Below are 24,805 nucleotides of genomic sequence, written 5' to 3' on the forward strand. Positions count from 1 at the left end.
AAAAGGTGACATTGCTATGAACTATCATATTAGTCTTGTTGAAGATGATCAGAATATCCAAAATATCGTTTCCGCTTACTTAAAGAAAGAAGGATTCGAGGTGACTTGGTCAGGCTCTGCAGAAGAAGCTTGGCATATATGGGAAACAAACCCACCGGATATGTGGATTTTAGATATTATGCTTCCAGGAATGGATGGGTATGAGTTTTGTAAAAAGATTCGCAATGAGAGTGATGTACCAATCATTATCATCTCCGCAAAAGATGAAGAAATAGATAAGATTCTTGGGCTTGAATTAGGTGGCGATGACTATTTAACAAAGCCCTTCAGTCCAAGGGAATTGGTTGCTCGTGTAAAGCGTTTATTTAAACGATCACAGCCCAAAACGACAACAGATACAAAAGAAGACACCATAAAAATAGATCACCTGTTCATTTATAAAAAGGATCGGCGAATTTATTGGAATGGACAGGAACAAGAGATAACAACGAAAGAATTTGATATGCTGCAGTTATTTGCGGAAAATACCAATCGTGCCTTTTCACGGGAAGAGTTGCTGGTAAAAGTGTGGGGAAATGATTATTTTGGCAGTGACCGTGCTGTAGACGATTTAGTGAAACGTATTCGTAAAAAACTCAAGGATATCCCACTGGAAACGGTTTGGGGATTTGGCTATCGCCTGCGAAAAAGTGAGGATTAGCTGATGAAACTTCGCTACCAGCTTACAGCTGCATTTACCGCGCTACTGCTCGTGATCATGGCTGTCACTGGCTATGTCATTTATTCTCTTATCTTAAACCTACTTGTACAGGATGAACAAAGACAATTGGAACAAAAAGGTGAAATTCTTGTAAGTGTCTTGAATACACAGTATGGTTCAAATCAGGATATACAGCAGATCAATGGCTTCCTGCAGGATCAGGACATTCAATTGTTTATGTACGATCGACGTCAAGATAGCGTCTTATATTCCACGATGTCAAACAAGGTTGTCAAAGGCTTTGTAAAGAGTAATGACTTTTCGGGAAATGATCAGTTGTGGGAATATGGTAAGGACAAATTTGTCACATCGAGAATTTTGCTTTATCCGGAAACAACAAGCTTGGAATTAATCTTGTTAACACCGATGAAGGATATTCAGGTGATCCAACAGAATTTCTTCTTCCGTTTATTCATCGTTTTTCTCATCGGAGCGGGTGTAGCTGTGCTGCTTAGTTATTTGCTAACGAGCAGATTAGTGACGCCGCTATCACTTTTGAAAAGACAATTAAAGAAGATAGAAAAACGCCAATTTGATGATATTGAACGCATAAAAGCAAGCGGCGAAATCAAAGAAGTGGAGCAAAGCGTGTTTGAAATGGCAGGTGAGTTGCAGCGTTATATGAATTCACAGCAAACCTTTTTTCAAAATGCGAGTCATGAATTGAAGACCCCATTGATGACGATTCAAGGTTATGCAGAAGGAATCCGTGATCATGTATTTGAAGCGGAGGAAGAAGAAAAAGGTTTGGAAGTGATGGTATCAGAAGTAAAACGACTAAAAACGATCATTAATGAAATGATTCTATTAGCAAAATTAGACAGTGAACCCACAGTATATCAATCGGAGAAAGTAAATGTTCGCGAGTTGATAGACCATGTCGTTGAACGTGTACTGCCGCTTGTAAACGAAAAGGGAATTACACTAGAGCACGACGTGGCGGACAACCTTACATTGTTGGCCGACGAAGAAAAGCTATTGCGAGCGCTGCTGAATTTAGTTTTCAATGGGGTTCGTCATGCCAAGACACAAGTGCGAATTAGTGTGTATAAGCAGCAACGAATTCTTACGATAGAAATTGAAGATGATGGAAAAGGAGTGGCAAAAGATTTACGTCCGCATATTTTTCATCGGTTTGTAAAAGGTAAAGATGGGGAAACAGGTTTAGGACTAGCAATTGCCCGAGCAATTGTCCAACAAACCGATGGTAAGATAAGTGTAGATGATTCGGAACTTGGTGGGGCACGATTTAAGATTACCTTTCCCAATTAGGTTAGAAAATAGCACAGATGCAGGCGAAGTTTTTCAGTTCGACCAACTGCGACTTTTCTTAGAAAACTTGGCTTATCGTCAATCTTTAATGGCGTAAGCCTGAGTTGCGCTTATACTGATTTCCCAAAAAAAATTATATTTTCCTATCAGTGCAAAAAAATGGCGGAAAAGGTATTAAACCGACAATATGTATGATATAATGTTATGGTTTGATTCAATTATAGAGGAGCGTACTTTTATGCAATTAAGAGAAGATATACGTAATATCGCAATTATTGCCCACGTTGACCACGGTAAAACAACACTCGTGGATCAGCTGTTAAAATATTCAGGAACATTCCGTGAAAATGAGCATGTTGACGATCGTGCGATGGATTCCGGTGATATTGAGCGGGAACGCGGGATTACTATTTTAGCGAAAAATACTGCAATTAAATATAAAGATACAGCAATCAACATTTTAGATACGCCAGGTCACGCTGATTTTGGTGGCGAAGTAGAACGTATTATGAAAATGGTTGATGGCGTTATTTTAGTTGTTGATGCCTATGAAGGAACAATGCCACAAACACGTTTCGTGTTAAAAAAAGCATTGGAACAAAAATTAACACCAATCGTTGTTTTAAATAAAATTGATCGCCCAAATGCACGTCCGGTTGAAGTGATTGATGAAGTATTGGATTTATTTATTGAGCTTGGCGCGGATGATGATCAATTAGATTTCCCTGTTGTTTATGCATCTGCATTGAACGGAACTTCTGGTGACGAGCCGGAACAGCAAGAAGAAACCATGGACCCGGTTTTCAGAACGATCCTATCCCATATCCCTGCACCCGTCGATAACCAAGACGAACCACTACAATTCCAGGTTACATTACTTGATTATAATGATTACGTAGGAAGAATCGGTGTTGGACGTGTCTCACGTGGTAAGATAAGTGTTGGTCAGTCCGTCGTAGTGATGAAAAAGGATGGCACTCAGAAGTCATTCCGAATCAGTAAATTATTTGGTTTTATTGGTCTAAAACGTATTGACATTGAGGAAGCAAAAGCTGGTGATATTGTAGCGATTGCAGGTATGGATGACATTAATATTGGGGAAACAATTTGTCCGAAAGATCATCCGGAAGCATTGCCAATGCTTAGAATCGATGAACCAACATTGCAAATGACGTTTGTTGTTAACAACAGCCCGTTTGCTGGTAAAGAAGGAAAATATATTACATCGAGACGAATTGAAGAACGTTTATTAAAACAATTGGAAACCGATGTAAGTCTTCGGGTTGATCCAACTGAATCCCCAGATGCATGGATTGTTTCAGGACGTGGGGAACTGCATTTGTCTATTCTAATTGAAAATATGCGTCGGGAAGGCTATGAATTACAACTTTCTAAGCCAAAAGTTATTATTAAAGAAATCGATGGTCAAAAATGTGAACCGATTGAACGTGTTCAAATTGACGTTCCAGAAGAACATACTGGCGCAGTGATGGAGTCCCTTGGGGAACGTAAAGGGGAAATGCTTGATATGGTGAACCATGGTAATGGTCAGGTTCGCTTGGAATTTAAAGTACCTTCACGTGGATTGCTTGGGTATACAACAGAATTTATGACACAAACACATGGTTATGGTATTCTAAACCATACATTTGATGCATATGAGCCAGTGATTAAAGGGCAAGTTGGCGGTCGTCGTGAAGGTGTGCTTGTCGCGCTTGAAAACGGAAAGACATCCACTTACGGTATTATGCAACTTGAGGACCGTGGTACTATTTTCATCGAACCGGGTGTTGAGATCTATGCTGGTATGATTGTCGGTGAACACAATCGTGAAAACGATCTGACAGTTAACATTACGAAAGAAAAGCATTTGACAAACGTTCGTTCAGCAAATAAAGACCAAACATCGACAATTAGAAAGACGAAGTCGATGTCGTTGGAAGAATCAATCGAGTACCTTAGCGATGATGAATATTGTGAAGTTACGCCGGAATCGATTCGTTTGCGTAAAAAGCTTTTAAATAAAAACGAACGTGAAAAGGCATCAAAAAAATCAAAATAGGGTAAAGATGTAAGAGCATATGTCATGATATGCTCTTATTTTTTTTGCAGTTAAGAGTATAACTACTTTCTTAACTGAATAAGTGCAACGAAGGCATATGCCAGTTTTCTAAAAAATGATACACTAAAATGAAAGGGTGATCATATATCCGATATTTTTTAATGATCTTGACGCTGTTCGTGATGACAACTGCATGTACCCAAAAGCCGGAAGGAGATCTTCCTGAACACGGGGGAGAAAGCAATCCGGAGGACAAGGAAGGGAGCGAATCAGATACCTTGTATGAACCAAAAGTAGTAGCCGAAAACTTAGAAGCACCTTGGGAAATAGCGATACAGAATGACATCATTTATATGAGTGAGCGGGGTGGCACGATTGTAGCGATCGATGGGAAGGATAAGCAAAGGAAAAAGGTAAAGCTTGCCGCTGATTTGTCTGATCAGGCAGAAGCTGGCCTATTAGGGATTGCATTTCCAGAAGACTTTTCAAAAACAAATACTGCATTTGCCTATTATTCGTATCACGAGGGTGATCATTATTATCAACGCGTAGTAACGATAAAAGAAACCGATGAGGATTGGGAGGAAACGTCTGTCATTCTTGACCAAATACCAGGCGGAGAGTTCCATCAGGGTGGACGGATTAAGATTGGTCCGGATAACAAACTCTATGTGACAACAGGAGATGCAACCAATCCAGGTGATTCCCAGGATTTAGATTCGCTTGCAGGGAAAATACTGCGCCTTAATCTAGATGGTTCTGTACCAGATGATAATCCTTTTGAGGACTCTTATGTTTATTCCTATGGGCATCGGAATGCACAGGGACTCGCGTGGGATGATAAGGATCAGTTATATGCGACAGAGCATGGAGATAATGCGCATGATGAAATCAATCGAATTGAAGCTGGGAAAAACTATGGCTGGCCCAATATTGAAGGAGACGAAACAGCTGATGACATGGAATCACCAATTATCCAATCAGGTGAAGATACATGGGCGCCTTCAGGAATGACTTTTTTAAGGGGACAGTTTTTCTTTGCCTCACTCAAAGGGGAAGGTTTACGCAGATTTGATCCGAAGAATGAAAAGGTAGATCTAATTATTTCCGACGTGGGACGTGTTCGTGATGCACATGCTACAGAAGACGGTATTTATATAATCACCAATAATACCGATGGACGTGGGAACCCTACGGACGCGGATGATCGATTAATCTTTATCCCACATCCGAAAAATAAATTATTTTAGTTGAACTTGCTGAGCGACGCGCCCAAGTTTCAGGGGGGAGTGCTCAACTTTCGACAGGAGATAGAAAATAAGAAGCTGACTTGTTTGATCACAAGTCAGCTTTTGCGTCTGTAACAGCCTGCTGATACTTCGGGTAGCAGGCTTTCCAGAGCGCTTCACGGTCTTCGATAGATTTCCCGTCAAGCAATGCTTCAATCACATCTAAGCAAACATGCCAGCCAGCTAAATCCTTTGGTGTGTGTTCTGTTACTTCGTGCAGGTATTCTTTGAACACGAGCAGACAGCTACTTTCCCTCGCTTCCAGTTCAAAGCGGACAGTGTTTTTATCCCATGTAAATGCAAATATTTCCTTTGGTACAACTTCTGTAATTTGCATTCTTTCAAAGTTGCCATCCCCAAGATCAAATAATATCTCCCCATCGGTTTTTAGTTCTTGGATCTCTAACTCCGAAAACCATTGTTGTAGCTTATTATTTTCCGCCAGATACGCCCATACGTCATCGACTGAATGATTGATTGAGCGTTCGTATAGTGCTGTAAGTACATTATTTTTGTTTTTTATTTTGGCGATCATGTGCATACTCCTTTAAAAAACAGTGATAATGAAATGATAACATAAGGCATGACCAAAAATAATTGTAAGCACTTGCAATACTTGTATATACAAGTTATACTATTTCTATAAACATGTATATACAAGTATTTCATATAGCAAACATAAAAAGGAGGTTGTCACATGGTTAGTAAACAGGAAGTGATATATGCACCACTTACTGGAAAGGTTAGTCAACTTGATCAGGTACCAGATCCAACATTTTCAGAGAAAATGATGGGAGATGGACTGGCAATTGAGCCGGCAGATGGAAATGTAGTCGCACCGATTGCAGGTGAAGTTGTACAAATATTTCCTACCAAACATGCGGTTGGGTTAAAAAGTAAATCGGGAATTGAAGTGTTAATTCATATCGGTTTGGAAACAGTGAGCTTGGATGGGGAAGGCTTTGAAGCACATGTGAAACAAGGTGATCAGGTTAAGGTTGGCGACCCATTAGTTACTTTTGATCTGGATTTTATTAAGGAAAAGGCGGCGAGCTCGATCACGCCTATCGTGATCACGAATGGTAATACACTCAGCACTTTTGAAAAAACAGATGGGCTGGAAGTGGTTGCTGGAGAGAGTATGCTTTTCAAAACCACAATCGAACAAACAATGGAAAAACAAGAAACAGCGTCAAAAGGCGGTGTCCCCTATGGTGACGAAGCGAAAGCGATTGTAGCCGCTGTTGGTGGACTTGATAATATTAATGCAGCTACCCATTGTGTCACACGACTTCGCTTTGCACTGGACGATGAGGACCAGGTCGATCACGATGCATTAGAAAATATGGCGATTGTAAAGGGCTCATTTTCTACGAATGGGCAATTCCAGGTTGTTATTGGGCAGGGTACCGTTGATAAAGTACATGCAGCAATGGTAAAAGAAACTGGTGTAGGTGAGGCAACTAAAGAAGAAGTGAAAGCAGCTGGTGGGAAGAAGCAAAACCCATTGCAGCGCGGTATTAAGATATTAGCAGATATCTTTATTCCGATATTACCTGCGATTGTTACTGCTGGCTTATTGATGGGATTGAATAACATTCTGGCAAATGGTGGAATCTTTGCTGCGGAATCTGTTATTGAAATGTACCCGCAATGGGCTGGTATAGCAGATATGATTGATATTATTGCCAATACTGCGTTTACGTTTTTACCCGCATTAATTGGTTGGTCTGCAGTGAAAAGATTTGGTGGTAATGAATTGCTTGGGGTCGTCCTTGGCCTGATCTTGGTTCATCCAGCCTTGTTAAACGCTTGGGATTACGGAGATGCGCTTAAAGAAGGTGGCGTTCCGGTCTGGAATTTATTTGGGCTGGGAATCGATAAAATGGGTTATCAAGGCCAGGTATTACCGGTCTTATTTGCATCGTGGCTACTGGCAAAAATTGAAATCTTTCTCAAAAAACGTATCATCGATTCGTTACAGTTATTAGTTGTTGCGCCAATCGCACTGTTGGTTACCGGCTTCCTTACATTTATGATCATTGGACCCGTTACATTTACGATTGGAAATTGGATTACAGACGGATTAGTATTTACCTTTGATCATTTTGCAGTGCTTGGTGGTCTGGTTTATGGTGCTATTTATGCTCCACTCGTGATAACGGGCATGCACCATACATTCCTAGCAGTTGATCTGCAATTGATCGGTAGTACAGGATCAACATTCTTATGGCCGATTCTTGCATTATCCAACATTGCCCAAGGTTCGGCGGCATTTGCGATGTTTTTTGCAACTAAAAATGAAAAGCTAAAAGGGCTTGCAGGAACATCCGGTATTTCCGCTTGGCTTGGTATTACGGAGCCGGCATTGTTCGGGGTTAACTTAAGGTACAGGTACCCATTTGTTGCTGCTATTATTGGGTCAGCAATTGCAGGTGCGTTTATTACGATGCAGCATGTACTGGCTTCATCGATCGGTGTTGGCGGTGTACCTGGAATATTCTCCATTGCACCAGGGGTATGGGGTTCATTTTTCATTGGCATGGCGATCGTTATTGTCATCCCGTTTGTCATTACGTATGTGATTGCACAACGTAAGCTGAAAACGGAGTAATAGTTTGAGTATAAAGGAGCGAATTTATAATGCGTGAAGCATGGTGGAAGAAAGCAGTTGTTTATCAAATTTATCCGAAGAGCTTTTATGATACAACCGGAAATGGTATGGGGGATATTCGAGGCATTACGGAAAAACTGGATTATATTAAAAAACTTGGTGTCGACGTCATTTGGCTGACACCTGTCTACGAGTCACCACAACAGGATAATGGCTATGATATCAGCGATTATTTCAACATTGAACCGAGTTACGGAACAATGGCGGACTTTGAAGAACTGCTGAAGGAAACACATCAACGCGGCATGAAATTAATTATGGATCTTGTGATTAACCATACATCAACGGAACATGATTGGTTTAAACAAGCTGCTGCATCCAAAAATAATGCTTTTCGTGACTTCTACATTTGGAAAGATGCGGTTGAGGGACAAGTACCAAATAATTGGCAGTCTAAGTTTGGTGGTTCAGCCTGGGGTTATGATGAAAAAACGGATCAGTATTATTTACACTTATTTGATAAGACGCAGGCAGACCTAAACTGGGAAAATGAGCAACTTCGGGAGAAATTGTATGATATGATGCGTTTTTGGGCAAAAAAAGGAATCGATGGTTTTCGTTTAGATGTGATCAATCTCATTTCCAAGGATCAGAAATTCCCTAATGATACAACTGGTGATGGACGTAAGTTTTATACGGATGGACCGCGCATCCATGAATTGTTGCATGAAATGAATCAGGCAGTGCTTGAGCCACACGAATTAATGACTGTTGGCGAAATGTCGTCCACAACGATTGATAATTGTGTGTTGTATACTAAACCGGAACGAAAAGAACTTGATATGACCTTTCAATTCCACCATTTGAAAGTCGATTATCCAAATGGAGAGAAGTGGACAAAATCACCTTTCGATTTTATCAAATTAAAGCAAATTTTATCTGATTGGCAGGTTGGTATGCACGGAGGTAATGGATGGAATGCCTTGTTCTGGTGTAACCATGATCAGCCTCGTGCTGTATCACGTTTCGGGGGTGATCAGCAGTACCGGGTGGAATCAGCCAAGATGCTTGCAACGACATTGCACATGATGCAGGGGACCCCCTACATTTATCAAGGTGAAGAAATCGGCATGACGAATCCGGACTTTTCATCGATCGGTGATTACCGGGATGTCGAGTCGCTGAACGCTTATCAAACGCTCAAAGAGGAAGGTAAATCAGAGCAGGAGATACTTGCCATTTTGGGACAAAAATCACGTGATAACGCACGGACGCCGATGCAATGGTCATCTGAAAACAACGCAGGCTTTACAACTGGTACACCCTGGATTCCGGTAGCAGGAAATTATGCTTCGATTAATGCGGAAAATGATTTGCAGGATCCAAATTCCATCTTTAAACATCATCAGGCGCTAATCCAAATGCGTAAAAAGTATGATATCATAACCTATGGGGATTATCAGTTATTACTTGAAAATCATCCGAAAGTATTTGCCTATAAACGTCATTGGCAAGAGCAATCGTTCATAGTTATAAGTAATTTTTATGCGGAAGAAGTGACCGTAAACCTGCCGATTGATCAAATAGAAAACGCGCAGATTTTACTGTCCAATTATCCGGATTCAGATGTTAAATCATCGAACTTGAAATTGCGTCCTTATGAGTCGATTGTATATGATATAAAATAATGAGGTATGGTCATGCAAAAAAAGTATTTAACAATTTATGATGACTTAGTCAAAAAGATTCAAACAAACGTGTGGTCGGAATCCACGTTGCTACCGTCGGAAAATGAGTTAACGATGATGTATGAAACATCACGGGAAACAATTAGAAAAGCATTGAACCTGCTATCACAAAATGGCTATATTCATAAAATCCGTGGAAAAGGCTCTGTGGTGATTGATAGGAATAAATTTGATTTTCCTGTGTCCGGTATTTCCAGCTTTAAAGAGCTTGCGGAAAGCCTGGAACTAAATAGTGAGACAGTTGTGGAAAGACTTGACTATGTGAAGAAGGACCACACCGTACGCAGCAAACTAGGGGTATCCGGACGGGATCAAGTATGGCAGGTCGATAGGATCAGGAAAATTGACGTTGAGAAAGTCATATTGGATAAGGATTACTTTAATGAGAAACATGTGCCTATGCCTGCTAAGGAAGTTTGTGAGGATTCGATCTACGACTATGTGGAGCGTGAACTTGGGTTAACGATCGGCTTTGCCAAAAAGGAAATTGTCGTCGAAGAACCTACGGACGAAGACAGGGAATTATTAGATCTGACGGGGTTTACGAATGTTGTTGTCATTAAGAGCCTTGTCTACTTGGCCGATACGAGTTTATTCCAGTATACGGAATCAAGGCACAGACCGGATAAATTTCGCTTTGTTGATTTCGCACGAAGAGTTAAAAATGGGTGAGGAAAGCGTTCGTTGGCATTGTGCCGATGAACGCTTTATTTCTTTTTCCCCATAGATGTTCCAGTGACTATGATCTAGGTAACTACTGCCCAGCAACATCTCTTTGTACAAAAAATACCCATGCTAAAGCAATGAAGATAAGATAGTATACGATCAATACTGTAATAGAAAAACCGAGTGTCATTCCTTCAATCCAGACATTGCCATCCGCATACTGCTTGAGATTGGTGTTTGCAAACAGGATATACTTGGCAAACGGGCGTTCAGCAAAGGCAGTGACAATCGTGTTCCCTGCAAACATGAGAAAAATAGCTGTTCCAATTGCCAATGCGCTATTACGGAAAACGGCTGATATCATAAAAGCGAATGTCGTCATCATTACTAAATTTACAAGGCCATAGCCATAACCAGAAACAACTTCACTGATAACAGATACAGCTTCATACCCTCCATCTTTGCTTAAGACGATGTCTGGGTTGAATCCCTCTACACCAAAGAACAAGGCACCTGTAATCCAGTTTATGATAAGTAAAAACAGCAGTGTGATGAGTGCAAACAAGAGTACAGCAATATACTTGGAAATAAGAATTTTCGTGCGGGAAATAGGTCGAATCAACAGTAATTTAATGGATCCCCATCGGAATTCATTAGCAACAATTCCAGCAGCAATGATAATAGTTAGCAAACTGACAACGGATAATAAGCCACTGTTTTCGATGGTATATTGCCAAGCACCATACTTGATCGGCTCAATATTATTTTCCAGGTGATAATTATTTTCATGGATGGTATCCATATTGATATCTATAATAAATGAATCATCTTCGTCAGTTTCTTCATTCTCTTTTGTGAGTGCTTCATTTTCAGCTTGTAATGCTTCCCGCCAATTCTCATTATCGGAAACTTTATCTGTATCATCAAATGCAGCTACAATTGCAGCAGCACCGATGACAATAGCAGCTAAAACGATATACATGACCCATGTTGATTTTCGTATGTATGTTTTGATCAGCTCGTTTGCAATCAGGTTAAAGAAGTTATTCAATGGTATTCTCTCCAATCAAATCAAAGAATTTATCTTCGAGTGATACTTTTGACGCGGTTACTTGATATACAGCTACATCTTGATTCACCAACGATTTAATGATGGCGGGAATCGATTCTTTTTCACTTTGAAACGTGAGTAGATGATCGGTAGTTTCTGCGATGATGTCATGCTGTGATTGTAATAATTCGATCGCTTTTGCAATCGGATTGACTTCCATTTGGATCTTTATTTGTTTTGACGTTGCATCTGTTGACTCATGTACAGATTGGATCGCAACAAGTTCGCCATTTTTGATAATCCCAATCCGGTCGCACATTAATTCAATTTCAGATAATAGATGACTAGAGATGATAACCGCAACATTTTCCTCTGAAGCCAGACGACGTATGTATTGGCGTATTTCTTTAATACCAGCGGGGTCCAAACCATTCGTTGGTTCATCTAAAATAAGTACAGACGGGCTATGTAGTAATGCTTGGGCAATACCTAAGCGCTGACGCATGCCTAAAGAATATCTGCCGACTTTTTCCTTGATTGGTTTTTCGAGTCCAACAAGTTGGATGACTTCCTGTATCCGTTCCCTTGTAATACCTGGGATCATTCTGGCATAATGTTCCAGATTTTGCATCCCTGTCATAAATGGGTACATTTCTGGATTTTCAACAATGGCACCAACCTCACGAATCGCTTCTTTAAAATTGGATTTAATGCTGTTTCCTAGGATTTTCACGTCTCCTTGACTGATTTTGATTAAACCGACCATCATGCGGATAGTTGTTGTTTTACCAGCACCATTTGGTCCGATAAAACCAAATACTTCTCCTTTGTTAATCGTAAAAGACAGGCCTTTAATAATTTCTTTCCTTCCAATTGTCTTTTTGACATCGATCAATTCCATAGCTGGTTCTGACATCGTGTATGACCTCCATTATTTCGTGCTGATTGATAATACGATTGATATCAGGAAACGTTTCATAAATCTGGAAATTCTATCACAAAAAAACACACTACCTGAAAAAGTAGTGTGTTTCTGTTAGTCTTCGTGGTGTTAGCCATACGAATTCCCATTGAATGAAGTTTCGCTTTATTTGGAGCCCTCATTTTTAGCTTGCTTTACCCGGGGTTTTCGATAGCCTCCAGCGATGTCGGCTTTTTTGAATGCTTTTGTATAGTGTACTTCCTGTGCATCTGATAGTTGTTTATCCTTTGTTGGCTGATACTGTGTATTTCTCATTAGATCAACTTCCCTTTCCTTACATATTGTGGTTCTACTCATCCTCTTCCCCTATTTTATGAAACGAAACATTTCACCTCACAGATAAAAATAGGTATACTTAAAATAATAAAAATTCAAATTATATGAGGTGGCAGCATGCGAGAGGTTGTAATTGTAGAAGGGTGCCGTACAGCTGTTGGCAGGAGAAAAGGAATGTTTGCAAATTATCGATCAGATGAACTTGCTGGGGTTGTGTTAGATGATTTAATGAAAAGGGCCAAAGTGGATAAAACCGTAGTAGAAGATGTGATCCTTGGTTGTGTGACGCAAGCCGGTGAGCAGGCAGGGAACGTTGCCAGAACCGCAGCACTGATTGCTGGTTTTCCTGAACAGGTTCCAGGTGTCACGATTGATCGTCAATGTGGATCCAGTCAGCAGGCAGTCCATTTCGGTGCACAAGCCATTGCAGCTGGCGATATGGATGTTGTAATAGCTGGTGGTGTTGAACACATGACACGAGCACCAATGTTTTCTAACGTCGGAGAAACAAAGCCGAGCAATCAATTGACAGCTAAATATGATATCGTCAACCAGGGTATTTCTGCGGAAAAAATCGCAGCCAAGTGGGATTTCACACGGGAACAATTGGATGCGTTTTCACTAAGGAGTCACGAACGGGCGCTACTCGCCATGAAGCAGGGGCATTTTACAGAAGAAATTGTTCCTGTTGTAGTTACTGATGAGGACGGCAGAACTGCTGAAGTAGCGGAAGATGAAGGACCACGGGAAAATTCATCCATGGAATCGTTAGCTGGATTAAAAACAGTCTTTAAAGCAGATGGCGTGATTACAGCGGGCAATGCGAGTCAAATGAGTGACGGTGCAAGTGCTGTGTTATTAATGTCCCGGGAAAAAGCGGATGCATTAGGGTTAAAGCCAAAAGCAAAAATCATCGCCCGCACTGTTGTCGGGTCAGACCCGACACTGATGCTGACGGGACCGATTGCTGCGACACAAAAGGTCCTAGAAAAGGCTGGTTTAACGATTGAAGCAGTGGATCGATATGAAGTGAACGAAGCATTTGCCCCGGTTCCGCTTGCCTGGTTGCACGATACTGGTGCCGATCCGGATAAGTTAAATGTAAATGGTGGTGCGATTGCACTTGGACATCCGCTTGGCGCAACCGGCACGAAGTTACTTGTTTCTTTAGTAAACGAGCTGGAACGGATCAACGGGAAATATGGCTTATTGGCTATTTGTGAAGGCATGGGAATGGCGAATGCAACGATTATTGAGCGTTTGCACCACTAGGAGCGTATACGGGGAGGAAAATTATGGGAAAATATCGTTTTGAAACGGATGAACATGAATTATTCCGTACATCCTTAAGGAAATTTTTACAAAAAGAGGTAGAGCCTTTTTATGAACAATGGGAAGTTGACCGTATAATCCCGAAATCGGTATGGCTGAAACTCGGTGAAATGGGCTTCCTTTCCCCACATGTCGCGGAGGAGTATGGTGGATTAGAACTGGATTTCAGCTACTCGGTGATTATTTTAGAGGAACTGGAGCGTGTTGGCACAAGTCTTACTGGGGTCGGTCTTCATTCAGATATCGTCGTACCATATATCACCACTTACGGAACAAAGAAACAAAAGGAAAAATGGCTTCCCGGCTGTGTAACCGGAGAACATATCACAGCAGTTGCCATGACCGAACCTGGAACTGGTTCAGATCTGGCTAGTATCAAGACGACTGCCATTCGTGATGGAAATGATTTTATCGTCAATGGGCAAAAAACATTTATCACAAATGGTATTCAAGCTGATCTCGTTTTAGCAGTTGTCAAAACCGATTCGCAAGCGGAGCCGAAGCATAAAGGGATAAGCTTGTTAATGATTGAAGATGGGATGACAGGGTTTTCCCGCGGTAGAAAACTAGATAAAGTAGGCATGCACGCACAGGATACCGCTGAACTATATTTTGATGACTGTCGAGTCCCGGCCGATAACTTGATCGGGATAGAAGGCAAAGGTTTTCGCTACTTAATGGAGAAACTGCAGCAGGAACGCTTAGTTGTGGCTATTGCTGGGCAGGTGGCTTCAGAAGATATGGTAGAAATGACCTTGGACTATGTGAAATCAAGAAAGGCTTTCGGCAAGCCGATTGGAGCTTTTCAAAATACACATTTCAAACTGGCAGAAATGGCGACACAGGTTGAACTCGGCCATGCCTTTTTAGAATCAATTATCGAATCCCATATCGCAGGGGAAGATATTGTTTCAAAGGTGTCCATGGCCAAATACTGGCTGACAGACACTGCAAAGCAAATTGCCTCTGAATGCATGCAATTGCATGGTGGATATGGATATATGGAAGCCTACAAGATTGCCCGAAGGTATCGGGATGTTCCGGTAGCGGCTATCTATGCAGGTACAAACGAGGTAATGAAAACGATTATCGCAAAGAATATGGGATTGTAATGAGGTGAAACAGCACACTAGATGAGGTGTGCTGTTTTTTGGTGGGATTTAATGGTTCATGGCTAAGTGTCAGAGGTTCATCATAACACCCCGCCACGACGCTATGAGTTGCCCCGGAAAAGGTATAAATTCCTCATTTACGGGTACAGGATAGGAAGCATGCTTGAAAGGAAGATTTCATGAATCGGACGAAGTTTTGGATTGATACGAGAGATAGTTTTTGGTTTGTACCCATGATTTACAGTATTGCCTCGATCATACTTGTCTTTCTGACAAACCTAGTAGATACATGGATCATAAGCCATTTTGGAGACCAACTTCCAAAAGTACTTCTCACAGGGGAAGATGTAGCTGTTTGGCTATATGGTTCGTTGGTTACTGCAATTCTGACGATGACAACGATCAGTTTTTCTACCATTATGGTCGTATTAACGACTTATTCCACGCAATTCTCACCAAGGACACTACAGGATTTCATGCGCAGTAGCATGACACATCAAGTGTTAGGAGTGGACTGTTTCGGGTTTATTTTCGCATTGATCAATTTGTTGCTTGTTGATAAACAACCACTGGTTACCGGACCAATAGTGATGGTTATCATTGCTGTTGTTAATTTGGCATTTTTTGTATACTTCATCCATTATTCTTCCAGGTGGATTCAGGTGAATAATTTAGTTGGAAAGCTACGCAACGATGCCTCTAAAGTAATAACGCACGCTTATAAAAAGGAAAAATATGGCGAATATGAAGTGTGGAACGAAGATGAAATAAATAAATTGAAACGTTGGCCAAAAAAGGATATCTATGCGCCCAGATCCGGTTATGTGCAATACATGGAGTGGGGCCATATTGTTAAATGGGCGAAGAAGTACAATTGTGTTCTCGATTTGCATGTGCAGATGGGAGATTTTATCCCAAAAGGTTTCCCCGTAATGAGTGTCTATGATAAAAAGGAAACCATGAATATCAAAGAAGAAATTGCGGCAACGCTGGTGATTGGAAATGAGCGAACAGATATCGAGGATATAGAATTTATGATCCAGAAGCTTGTTGAGATCGCCTTAAGAGCAATTTCACCAGCCATTAATGACCCACATACAGCGATTAATTGTATCAACCGCATCGGGACCACATTAAGTGAGATTGGAAGCAATTATAAAGAAATTTATTATATTTCCGATGCTAGTGGTAATTTGCGTATCTTAAATCATCCCAAAAAGTATGAGGATTATCTGTATAAAAGCTTTTATCAGATGGTTCATTTTGCACAAGGCGATGTGTCTATTTATTATAGTTTGATAGAAGTATTATATAAATTGGCACTCGTAAGCAATACTGCTATTCGGCAAAAGATCTGGAATTTCCATTTTTATATCATAGATACCATTGCCTGGGATAAACTGTCAGACCTAGATCATAACCATTTGCTATCCATCTATGAAAAATTGGAGGATTCTTGTAAACCTAGTCAATAAGGGCTATACTTGCACAGGAATATGTGGAGGTGTATAGCCATATTTAATAGGCAAAGGATATGGATATGGATTATCTTGAGCATATGTTTTATTCTAATATCTTGTTCCGCCACGGAAGAAGGAAAATACCGTGCAAACGAAAATAGAAATGTAACGCTTAAGGCAAAAAATCCAATGATAATAAAAGAAGTGAAAGAAATAACGCTTTCTGCAGTTGGAGACATTTTAATTCATGACAGGGTCTATGACGATGCAGAAACAGCAAATGGATATGACTTTATGCCGATGTTGGAGCATGTGAAGCCCTTTTTAAATGATACAATGATTACTTTCGCAAATCAGGAAACAATGATAGGTGGAGAAAAACTTGGTTTATCAGGCTATCCGGCTTTCAACAGTCCGACCGAAATTGGTGATGCATTAAAAGAAGTGGGCGTGGATGTTGTGTCAATCGCTAACAACCACACTTTGGACCGCGGTGAAGCCGTCATTCAAGCTGCAATCAAGTACTGGGATGAAATGGACATGATGTATGTCGGTGCTTATCAGGACGAAAAGGATCGTGATACGTTACGCGTTTACGAAACAAAGGAAGGGGTTTCGGTAGCCTTTCTTGCGTATACATATGGAACAAACGGTATTAATGTACCAAAAGGGAAAGATTACTTAGTAAATTATATTGATAAAAAGTCTATCGCTAAAGCTATTGATGAAGCAAAGGAAAAAGCGGATGTAACTGTATTGAGTCTGCATTTTGGTGAAGAATACGAACGGATGCCGAACAAGAAACAAAAAGATCTCGTTCAATTTGCAGCAGATCAGGGCGTGGAAATTGTGTTAGGCCATCACCCGCATGTGTTGCAACCGATGGAATGGGTGGAAGGAAAGGCTGGCAATGAAACGTTCGTAATCTACTCTTTAGGTAATTTCCTTTCTGGACAAAAAGAACTGCATCAACGAATTGGTGGGATAGTGAAAATGACCATCAAACAAACGACTACGGAAGAGAAAGAGACAATAGAGGTTACAGATCCGCAGTTTATGCTGACCTATGTTCATGATGACGATGAACATAACTATGAGGTTATCCCCATGCACCAACTGACAGATGATATCCTCAAAAATAAGGACAAGCATTACAAAGAAATGCAGAAGCACATGTCACAGTGGATGCCCGAATTGGAATTTTTGGAGGGGGATAAAAATGACGCATCGTTATAAGATATATTCACATGAACAATTACAAGCTGAGGAAGAAATCCTGCAGAAAAAACTGCGAGAAGCCGAACAATTAGGGCGGCGTTCCCATGTCGCAGTAAATAAAAGGAAAATAGAAATTGTCCGATCCTATAGGTTGAATCCAGCTGACTTCAAGCCTGGCGATGTACGTGAATTGAAAGAAGAGCCGGGTCACTTTTTCAAAATTGATGAAGTGAATGGTGTCGTTGCATGGGGCTATCGGATGGCTATAGATACTAGACGAGAAGGCATATTGATCGCCCTCCTCGGAGATCTAGCGGATGGACATAAAGATGACTAAGGGAAGCCATGTACGCAAAACAGCTGGAAAAATAGAAATATAGTAACGTTATCATAATTCAGTGACGGCGTTTTTCTAAACAAAGGATTCCATCGACTTATGGATTCAAGATCAGGAGTACACTAGCCTACACAATAAGTAGGCTTTTTACGTTTGTTCGAAATATCCTATTTTGAAAGCTGATTTGCTTTTATCCGGAAGCAGGCAGGTAAGAAAAAATCCATTGGACGCAAAAGGGAGCCTCATTTGAGACTCCCACTTTACTAGCCCAATTACTGAAGGTTGTTATTTTGGACTTGCTGTGTTGCCTGTTGCAGCTGTTGTTGCGCCTGCTGGAACTGTGGATCCTGAGAAGCTGTAGCCCCAACTTGAGTTTGACAGTTTTGCAACTCTGTCAGTGCTTGTTGCACTTGCTGCTGAGCTTGCTGCAGCTGTTGCGGGTCTGCACTTGCTTGTGCTTGTTGAACAGCCTGTTGTGCAGCCTGCGCTTGTTGCACAGCTTGTTGGATTTGTTGTTGCGCATTTTCTTGCGCCATAATAATAACCTCCAAATATTTTTTGAGCTGAACGCTCTATGTAATAGATTGTCACGGATTTGACAAGTTATACATATATTTTGTATATTTATTGTGTTTGGGCGTTTATAGTCAGTGAGGAATTTTAAGTATTGAAGGTATCCGAAAAAAAGCATTCGGACTTATCTAGTGGTTAGTTAGGATATTCAATTATAAATCATTAGCAACACCCTAAAGCTTTCACATAATTATAAATATATGACTCGTAAATCACAGCCATAAAGTGCCATAATAGAAAAGGTAACTTTTTTATTAAGCAAGGTAGTGGTTGAGCCCCCTTTCGCCGCCTTTTTATCAGGCAGATAGGAGGTGATGCATATGGATTATAAAACGTTTCGTCTTATAATCTGTCTGGCGATTGTGTATCTTATGTCTAACTGGACTCTAGATATAACGATCCTAGTCTTTCCGATTTTCTTGCAATGGAAAAAACGGAAAGAAAAAAGCTACCTTGCTTTTGTACGAAAGCAGGCAGCTAAGAAAAGTCACCACGAATAGTTTTTGTTCAGCCACATCTTGTGGCGTAAAAATGTTATCAATTGAGACGAGGATGTTGCTGCATCCTTGTCTCTTTTATTATATGTCTTATTATGATTAAAGTATACATGAGAATGAGGCTTATTACAAACAATTCATTCATTATGTTGTCTTAGCCCTTCAATGATCACGGCTGTATTTTATACAAAATAACCTAATTGCAGTATAAAACGCTTTTTATATAAATATCAAGTTTTTTTTGGTATGATTACCTTGTGCTTTAAAAGACAAACATATATTTGTACATAAAAGGGGAACATACAAAAAATGGAATGGAAAAATATTTATCGTGGTTTAATCATGGGAGCGAGTGATGTCATCCCTGGGGTTAGTGGGGGAACAATCGCTGTTCTACTTGGGATATATGATCGCCTGATTACTGCGATTAATGGTATTTTCAGTAAGGAATGGAAAAAACACTTAGGATTTCTAATTCCATTGGGGATTGGTATGGGCACAGCAATACTGCTTTTTAGTAAAGTGATTGAATGGTTATTTGAACATCATCCAGGTGCGACGAAGTTTTTTTTCTTAGGATTAATCATTGGTGTTTTGCCTTATTTATTTCAGCAGGCAGATGCGAAGAATACATTTAAAATAAAGCATATCGTATTATTGCTGATAGGTGTTGTCCTCATTGGTATGATGACTTTTTTACATCCTAATGAAGGGGCAGTAATAACCGATAGATCAATGTCAACCTATGTTTTATTGTTCTTTTCCGGAATGGCTGGTAGTGCAGCAATGATTTTACCTGGCATTAGTGGGTCACTAGTGTTGTTAATTATAGGTGTGTATACCACAGTTATTAGTGCGATTAGTAATTTACAACTAGATATTATTGCAGTGACGGGTCTGGGAATCGTGTTTGGTATTTTAGCGATGAGTAAGATTATTCATTTCTTTTTAGTGCGTTATCGAACGGCTACCTTTGCGTTGATTGTCGGGTCAGTTATTGGATCAATCTTTGTTGTCTTTCCCGGCTGGCCGGTTAGCATATCGAATGGGTTGTTAAGTATTGTCACGTTTGCGGTGGGATTGCTCGTCGCATATATTCTTGGGAAAGTTGAATACAAGGACTAAAGCAAACTACAGGACAAACATGGGGAAAGTAGTTACAATAAGGGCATAGAAATAAAAGGAGTGCTAAAGACATGGAACAAATAAAAACAGAACAAGCATTTAATGAAATTATACAAAGTGAAGAACCTGTCATTGTTAAGTTTTTCGCTGATTGGTGCCCGGACTGTAAACGAATGGATATGTTTATTGGTGAGGTTCTGGAGGAATTCAATAACTATAAATGGTATGAGGTAAATAGTGATGAAATAAAAGGGATTGCTGAAAAGTATGAAGTCATGGGCATTCCAAGTATTTTAATCTTCCAAAATGGGGAAAAGCAAGCACACCAGCATAGTGCTTACACAAAATCACCCGAATCCGTAACAGAATTCTTACACCAGCAACTGGGATAACGTCAAAAAGATCATTCGATAAGGAATGATCTTTTTTATTTTTGAGTAAGAACTTCGGCGTTGAATGATCAACTCCGAAAGTGATCGCCAAGCATGGGGAGTTGGCGTCATCCGCAGAAAGTTGATCCTTCACCCTCCATTCATCAAACGTGACTATTCCAATTCAAATCTTATATGTTCTCCGTCTTCCAAAATCAACATGGCATTATCAAGTTGAACGGCATGATCGGCAATATGCAGCTGATAAACCTGTGCAATTATATCTGCTGCAAGTCCACAAGTAACAGATTTCACCTGCTTTTTGTTTAGAAAATGCTCACTAGGCGGGCTATTTCTCACCTTGCCCCATTCAATCATAAAAGGGCCTATGGTAGCATTCAAATTCGGAAAAAGCATACGCCATTCTAATGTAGCACCATCCGGCTTTTGCCTACTGCCTTGGATTGGCCCGGTATAAGCAACATCAGCAGTTGCAAAATGGTGTAAATACTGATCCATGTTCTCCGTTCGTAAAGCAAACTGAATTGTCCCTTCAAAATCAGCCTCCAATGCGCGAACGGTTTGCTGAACCAATGGGTTGTCAGACTGAACCGCCAGTGACCTATCGAAAATGCCGAGCCACTCGATATAACAATCATTACTAAAATAAGCTAGATAATTATAGGTCCCCCACTTGGTATGTCGTCCACCTTCAAGTGTCATTACACCATATTTTTGTTCAAAGTCAGCGGCTGCTTGTGCTGGATCTTTAGCAACAATAACGATATGATCAATAGCAAGCATAAGATTTTCCTCCCAACATGTTCGTTTGCTGCAATTTTACATAAAAACCTGAATGATAGAAAGAAATTTACATCAAAGGTGAAATATAGTGATGTAGCATCCAATACTCAAAGATTTTCCACATGAATTTATACTGAACGTCTCTTGATTCGATTGCCGCCAGTTAATGATTAAATGACATTACCAACTTATAGTAATTTTTAACGTGATAATAGCATAGAATACATCGTTAAATCTATTTTGAAATCTCTTAAGTATACCTGCGTGTAAAAGTTTGGGACACGATAACTTTTTAAAGTTGTGTAAAACGGGAAGTAAATAGAATGAGTGGAAGTGACATCAAAATGAGAACAAATGTTCCTTATACGCTATAAACAACCAATTTAAAGGGCTTTACAGTTTAAAAAGGGATAATAATTTAACGGGTGAAATAGATGTCCTAATAGATTACTAGATGAGGTAGGAGTGCTGCATATGTCCAACGAATACAATTCAAGAAAAGAACGACGGCATCGACAGAAAAAAGCGAAATCACATGGAAGAAAAAGACATATGTGGAAGAAGATACTACTCAGTCTGTGTGCGGCTTTTATACTTGTGGTAATCACATGCGGTATCATAGTCGCTGTCATGATCCATGATGCGCCAACATTGAAAGCAAGTGACCTCCAAACACCACAGTCCACAAGGATATATGACCAGGATGATAAACTTGTCAGCACATTGTTTCACGAAGAAAATCGGATAAAAGTCCATATCGACGAAGTTCCGAAATCGGTTAAAGACGCTGTCATTTCTATAGAAGATAAAAGGTTCCGTCATCATCATGGTATTGATATCCGTCGTTTGTTCGGGGCGGCACTTAGCAATATCAAAAACGGTTGGGGTACAGAAGGTGGTTCGACCATTACACAGCAAGTTATCAAGCGAAGCGTGTTAACCCCAGAAAAGACATTGACACGAAAAGTACAAGAAGCGTGGCTTTCTTTGCAATTGGAAAGGAAATACTCAAAAGATCAAATTCTCGAGATGTATTTAAATAATGTCTATTTTGGACATGGAGCGTATGGTATACAGACAGCTTTAGAGACATATTTCGACGATGAAAGTCTTTCTGAATTAAATGTGTCACAGGCGGCCTTACTTGCTGGCCTGCCCAATGCACCAAGCGCTAATGATCCTTTTAAGCATCCTAAACGGGCAAAAGAACGCCGCGACCTGGTACTATCGGCAATGGTGAGTAATAATGTCATTTCCAAACAGCAGGCTGATCAAGCCAAGGACCAACCGATCTCGGAAATCCTTAGGGAAGAGGAAAAAAAGCAGGAGAACAACGACCCCTATAACGCTTTTGTTGATACGGTATATGAACAACTGGTCAACCAAGAAAAAGTCGTTTCTGAAAAAGATTTTTTCCAAGGTGGGTTGAAGATCTATACGACCCTCGATTCGAAAGCCCAACAAACTGTATACGACTTGCTTCAATCGAAGGATATTCCCTATCCAGATGAAAACTTTGAAACAGGGATCTCGCTTGTTGATACGAAAACGGGCGCTGTCAAAGCTGTTGGAGGTGGGCGCAATTTTAAATCAATCCAGGATTATAATTATGGATCCGATATCCAACATCACCCTGGTTCAACCATCAAGCCAATACTGGACTACGGCCCGGCGATCGAATATTTGAATTGGTCCACTTCCCATACAATAAGTGATGAGCATTACCAGTACAGTGACGGAACGCCGATCAATGAATGGGACGGGAAGTACTGGGGTGATATTTCCATCAGACGGGCTTTGGAATGGTCGCGAAATATTCCTGCCCTGAAGGCCTTCCAGGCTGTCGGAAAAGATAAAGCGCAAAAGTTTGCTTCTGGGCTGGGTATCGATATCGATCCGATCTATGAGTCGGCGGCGATTGGTGGCTTTGATGGTGTTTCACCTTTGCAAATGGCGGAGGCCTATGCTGCATTCGGTAATGGTGGCACTTATAACGAACCATTCACGGTTAAAAAAATAACTTTCCCGGATGGGAGTAAATGGGAACCGAAATTAAAGTCACATGAAGCCATGCATGACTATACTGCCTATATGATCACAGATATGCTCAAGACGGTCATTGCAAGTGGAACCGGGACACAAGCAAACATCGACGGAATACCTGTGGCAGGAAAAACCGGATCAACCAATATTCCGCAAGAGGATCAGGACCAATATGGTATCGGGGATGGTTTGCGTGATGCGTGGTTTGCCGGCTATACGCCGCAATATTCCCTTGCTGTTTGGACCGGATACCCATCCTTAAAAAATAAAGACGGCGATATACAATACATCCGATATGATGGCACCCAGGACATCGCAATACAGCTTTTCCAACAACTCATGTCCGAGATTTCAGATCCGGATATGGACGATTTCGAGAAGCCGGATAGTGTAATCACTGCCGGTTCAGAACTGTATGTAAAGGGTGCACAGCAAGATAAACCGAACGAGGAAAAGTCTGATCAAGGGAAAGACAAGGAAAACGAAGAAAAGCAGGACGTAGAACAACCCGAACATGAGGAAAATAAGGAAGATGAAAAACAAGACGAGGAACAAACTGATCAAGAAGAAGACAAAAAACAAGAAGATAAACAAGACGAAGAACAATCTGATCAAGAGGAAGATGAAAAACAAGAAGATAAACAAGACGAGGAACAAACTGATCAAGAAGAAGACAAAAAACAAGAAGATAAACAAGACGAAGAACAATCTGATCAAGAGGAGAATGAAAAACAAGAAGATAAACAAGAAGATAAACAAGACGAAGAACAATCTGATCAAGAGGAAGAAGAAAAGCAAGAAGATAAACAAGACGAGGAGCAATCTGATAGAGGAAAAGACACGGAAAACGAAAAACAAAAAGATGAACAGGATAAAGAAAAATCTAATCAAGATTCAGATGAACAAAAGGATAAAAAGGACGATCACAGTAACGACAACGAACATAACAGTAAAGATAAGAAAAACGATAATGACAGCGGTAGGGATAGTGCAACAATAATTCCCAGGAAAAAGACAATAATTGATCACTACCTTTATGGTTGATATACAACTCTTTATTGTTTGATTGAATAACAAGAATATGCGCAGTCCCTTTCAAAATGTAAAGCATTTGGTTGGGGACTGCGCTTTTGCGATCTTAACCTTGATTTTGCATAGTGACTTCGAAGTTGATCGTCCATCACCAAAATACTCCGGTTATTCCAATTCAAAT

22 protein-coding genes are annotated in these 24,805 nt (G+C 40.5%); 16 read left to right on the forward strand and 6 right to left on the reverse strand.

Annotated elements, in window-relative coordinates; all coding sequences use genetic code 11:
* Window positions 1–16 precede the first annotated feature (16 nt).
* The 4 genes from JOC34_RS10810 to JOC34_RS10825 all read left to right on the forward strand — a co-directional run bounded on the left by JOC34_RS10810 (window position 17) and on the right by JOC34_RS10825 (window position 5,344).
* The gene (locus JOC34_RS10810; RefSeq protein WP_205136758.1) at window positions 17–700 is read left to right on the forward strand and encodes a response regulator transcription factor; all 684 of its coding nucleotides are present in this window, start codon (window positions 17–19) and stop codon (window positions 698–700) included.
* A 3-nt stretch (window positions 701–703) separates the two neighbouring features.
* Complete coding sequence (locus JOC34_RS10815; protein ID WP_205136759.1) at window positions 704–2,032, forward strand: sensor histidine kinase; 1,329 nt, start codon at window positions 704–706, stop codon at window positions 2,030–2,032.
* Between the two features lie 238 nt (window positions 2,033–2,270).
* The gene (typA, locus tag JOC34_RS10820) at window positions 2,271–4,094 is read left to right on the forward strand and encodes a translational GTPase TypA (RefSeq protein WP_205136760.1); all 1,824 of its coding nucleotides are present in this window, start codon (window positions 2,271–2,273) and stop codon (window positions 4,092–4,094) included.
* A gap of 182 nt (window positions 4,095–4,276) precedes the next feature.
* On the forward strand, window positions 4,277–5,344 hold the full coding sequence (locus JOC34_RS10825) for a PQQ-dependent sugar dehydrogenase (protein ID WP_205136849.1): 1,068 nt from the start codon (window positions 4,277–4,279) through the stop codon (window positions 5,342–5,344).
* Between the two features lie 88 nt (window positions 5,345–5,432).
* Here the strand turns inward: JOC34_RS10825 and JOC34_RS10830 are convergent, their stop codons facing one another.
* Window positions 5,433–5,918 carry an SRPBCC family protein gene (locus JOC34_RS10830; RefSeq protein WP_205136761.1) on the reverse strand — a complete coding sequence of 162 codons (486 nt, stop codon included), beginning with the start codon at window positions 5,916–5,918 and terminating at the stop codon, window positions 5,433–5,435.
* 162 nt (window positions 5,919–6,080) lie between these two features.
* Here JOC34_RS10830 and treP point away from each other — a divergent pair, with 162 nt between their 5' ends.
* Genes treP through treR form a run of 3 tightly spaced genes read left to right on the forward strand, consistent with a single transcriptional unit; the run spans window position 6,081 to window position 10,417 of the window.
* The gene (treP, locus tag JOC34_RS10835; protein WP_205136762.1) at window positions 6,081–7,997 is read left to right on the forward strand and encodes a PTS system trehalose-specific EIIBC component; all 1,917 of its coding nucleotides are present in this window, start codon (window positions 6,081–6,083) and stop codon (window positions 7,995–7,997) included.
* Between the two features lie 29 nt (window positions 7,998–8,026).
* On the forward strand, window positions 8,027–9,685 hold the full coding sequence (treC, locus tag JOC34_RS10840; RefSeq protein ID WP_205136763.1) for an alpha,alpha-phosphotrehalase: 1,659 nt from the start codon (window positions 8,027–8,029) through the stop codon (window positions 9,683–9,685).
* A 12-nt stretch (window positions 9,686–9,697) separates the two neighbouring features.
* Window positions 9,698–10,417: a trehalose operon repressor gene (gene treR, locus JOC34_RS10845; RefSeq protein WP_205136764.1), complete on the forward strand. Its 720-nt coding sequence runs from the start codon at window positions 9,698–9,700 to the stop codon at window positions 10,415–10,417.
* An 82-nt stretch (window positions 10,418–10,499) separates the two neighbouring features.
* Here treR and JOC34_RS10850 read toward each other — a convergent pair whose 3' ends face one another.
* The 3 genes from JOC34_RS10850 to JOC34_RS10860 form a co-directional block, all read right to left on the reverse strand.
* Window positions 10,500–11,462, reverse strand: coding sequence for an ABC transporter permease (locus tag JOC34_RS10850; RefSeq protein WP_205136765.1), 963 nt, complete (start codon window positions 11,460–11,462; stop codon window positions 10,500–10,502).
* Window positions 11,455–12,378 carry an ABC transporter ATP-binding protein gene (locus tag JOC34_RS10855; RefSeq protein WP_205136766.1) on the reverse strand — a complete coding sequence of 308 codons (924 nt, stop codon included), beginning with the start codon at window positions 12,376–12,378 and terminating at the stop codon, window positions 11,455–11,457. Before JOC34_RS10855 ends, JOC34_RS10850 begins: the two co-directional genes overlap by 8 nt.
* Before the next feature lie 171 nt (window positions 12,379–12,549).
* Window positions 12,550–12,699 carry a YfhE family protein gene (locus JOC34_RS10860; RefSeq protein ID WP_205136767.1) on the reverse strand — a complete coding sequence of 50 codons (150 nt, stop codon included), beginning with the start codon at window positions 12,697–12,699 and terminating at the stop codon, window positions 12,550–12,552.
* A gap of 138 nt (window positions 12,700–12,837) precedes the next feature.
* Between JOC34_RS10860 and JOC34_RS10865 the strand changes: the two genes are divergently transcribed.
* The 5 genes from JOC34_RS10865 to JOC34_RS10885 all read left to right on the forward strand — a co-directional run bounded on the left by JOC34_RS10865 (window position 12,838) and on the right by JOC34_RS10885 (window position 18,179).
* Window positions 12,838–13,992 (forward strand): thiolase family protein, encoded by a 1,155-nt coding sequence (locus JOC34_RS10865; protein ID WP_205136768.1) that lies wholly within the window; start codon window positions 12,838–12,840, stop codon window positions 13,990–13,992.
* A 23-nt stretch (window positions 13,993–14,015) separates the two neighbouring features.
* Entirely contained in the window at window positions 14,016–15,164 is a 1,149-nt protein-coding gene (locus tag JOC34_RS10870) for an acyl-CoA dehydrogenase family protein (RefSeq protein ID WP_205136769.1), read from the forward strand.
* A 179-nt stretch (window positions 15,165–15,343) separates the two neighbouring features.
* Window positions 15,344–16,639: a DUF2254 domain-containing protein gene (locus JOC34_RS10875; RefSeq protein ID WP_205136770.1), complete on the forward strand. Its 1,296-nt coding sequence runs from the start codon at window positions 15,344–15,346 to the stop codon at window positions 16,637–16,639.
* Between the two features lie 21 nt (window positions 16,640–16,660).
* Window positions 16,661–17,860 carry a CapA family protein gene (locus JOC34_RS10880; protein ID WP_205136771.1) on the forward strand — a complete coding sequence of 400 codons (1,200 nt, stop codon included), beginning with the start codon at window positions 16,661–16,663 and terminating at the stop codon, window positions 17,858–17,860.
* Window positions 17,844–18,179, forward strand: coding sequence for a DUF1811 family protein (locus JOC34_RS10885; protein WP_205136772.1), 336 nt, complete (start codon window positions 17,844–17,846; stop codon window positions 18,177–18,179). Before JOC34_RS10880 ends, JOC34_RS10885 begins: the two co-directional genes overlap by 17 nt.
* A gap of 272 nt (window positions 18,180–18,451) precedes the next feature.
* Here the strand turns inward: JOC34_RS10885 and JOC34_RS10890 are convergent, their stop codons facing one another.
* Window positions 18,452–18,715 (reverse strand): hypothetical protein, encoded by a 264-nt coding sequence (locus JOC34_RS10890; RefSeq protein ID WP_239544259.1) that lies wholly within the window; start codon window positions 18,713–18,715, stop codon window positions 18,452–18,454.
* Between the two features lie 357 nt (window positions 18,716–19,072).
* Here JOC34_RS10890 and JOC34_RS10895 point away from each other — a divergent pair, with 357 nt between their 5' ends.
* The 3 genes from JOC34_RS10895 (at window position 19,073) to JOC34_RS10905 (ending at window position 20,766) form a co-directional block, all read left to right on the forward strand.
* On the forward strand, window positions 19,073–19,252 hold the full coding sequence (locus JOC34_RS10895; protein ID WP_205136773.1) for a hypothetical protein: 180 nt from the start codon (window positions 19,073–19,075) through the stop codon (window positions 19,250–19,252).
* Window positions 19,253–19,558: 306 nt separating this feature from the next.
* Window positions 19,559–20,374 carry a DUF368 domain-containing protein gene (locus JOC34_RS10900; protein WP_205136774.1) on the forward strand — a complete coding sequence of 272 codons (816 nt, stop codon included), beginning with the start codon at window positions 19,559–19,561 and terminating at the stop codon, window positions 20,372–20,374.
* A 71-nt stretch (window positions 20,375–20,445) separates the two neighbouring features.
* Window positions 20,446–20,766 carry a thioredoxin family protein gene (locus JOC34_RS10905; RefSeq protein ID WP_205136775.1) on the forward strand — a complete coding sequence of 107 codons (321 nt, stop codon included), beginning with the start codon at window positions 20,446–20,448 and terminating at the stop codon, window positions 20,764–20,766.
* Window positions 20,767–20,919: 153 nt separating this feature from the next.
* Here the strand turns inward: JOC34_RS10905 and JOC34_RS10910 are convergent, their stop codons facing one another.
* Window positions 20,920–21,549, reverse strand: coding sequence for a VOC family protein (locus tag JOC34_RS10910; RefSeq protein ID WP_205136776.1), 630 nt, complete (start codon window positions 21,547–21,549; stop codon window positions 20,920–20,922).
* 474 nt (window positions 21,550–22,023) lie between these two features.
* Here JOC34_RS10910 and JOC34_RS10915 point away from each other — a divergent pair, with 474 nt between their 5' ends.
* The gene (locus JOC34_RS10915; protein ID WP_205136777.1) at window positions 22,024–24,636 is read left to right on the forward strand and encodes a transglycosylase domain-containing protein; all 2,613 of its coding nucleotides are present in this window, start codon (window positions 22,024–22,026) and stop codon (window positions 24,634–24,636) included.
* Window positions 24,637–24,805 lie beyond the last annotated feature (169 nt).

The organism is Virgibacillus halotolerans (genome assembly GCF_016908515.1).
Taxonomy (GTDB): domain Bacteria; phylum Bacillota; class Bacilli; order Bacillales; family Amphibacillaceae; genus Virgibacillus_M; species Virgibacillus_M halotolerans.